The sequence below is a fragment of the Mesorhizobium sp. M1307 genome (assembly GCF_040318155.1).
In the GTDB taxonomy this organism is placed as follows: Bacteria; Pseudomonadota; Alphaproteobacteria; order Rhizobiales; family Rhizobiaceae; genus Mesorhizobium.
In genome coordinates this window covers 1-547 of sequence record NZ_JAMYLR010000124.1, presented here as the reverse complement: position 1 = coordinate 547, position 547 = coordinate 1, and the positions used below count along the sequence as shown (strand labels likewise).

General features: G+C 55.9%; 2 protein-coding genes. Both read right to left on the bottom strand.

Features of this window, described 5'->3' with window-relative positions; translation table 11 throughout:
- On the bottom strand, window positions 1–194 hold a 194-nt coding region (locus NKH16_RS34940), incomplete at its 3' end, for a TadE/TadG family type IV pilus assembly protein (RefSeq protein WP_352453948.1).
- On the bottom strand, window positions 184–547 hold a 364-nt coding region (locus tag NKH16_RS34935; protein ID WP_352453949.1), incomplete at its 5' end, for a pilus assembly protein. The genes NKH16_RS34940 and NKH16_RS34935, both read right to left, overlap by 11 nt.

The following is a 547-nucleotide window of genomic DNA, read 5'->3' as shown; positions in this document are numbered from 1 at the left end:
GTCAGCGAGTTCTTCATTTGCAGCGCACGTGACGACGTTTCCAGCGTGTACCGAACACTCGACATAGCATTCAGAGCCCAGCCGAATGCAAAGATGCCGATCAAAAGCATTATCAGAAAAGGCGCGATCAGCGCGAACTCTAATGCAGCTCCGCCTGATGCATCCCCCGTGAAAGCTCTCGACTTAGCGGACACGAATCACCTGTTGATGACTGAGTTCGCGCGAGAGGGAAAACGCGCCAAAACTGAAGGGCGGTGACCAGGTGGCTGTCGCCTGTATTACGAGGAAGACCGAGGGGGCTTTCAAAGTGTCGCACAGGACCGATGGATCGGCCACGATGTTCCCGCACATGTATTTCCGGCTCACTGCCACCTGCGCGCCATCAGGATGGTTTTCCCAGCTCGAAAGAGCGACAGCTTGGATGGTCGTATCCTCGACTGCTCCTTGCATCACGAGGTTCGCCGCGGTTTTGACGCCTGCACGCATCGACAATGCGCTCGAGACAAAAGACCAGCCGTCGATGATGCCAAGAAGTACCAGGCAAAGG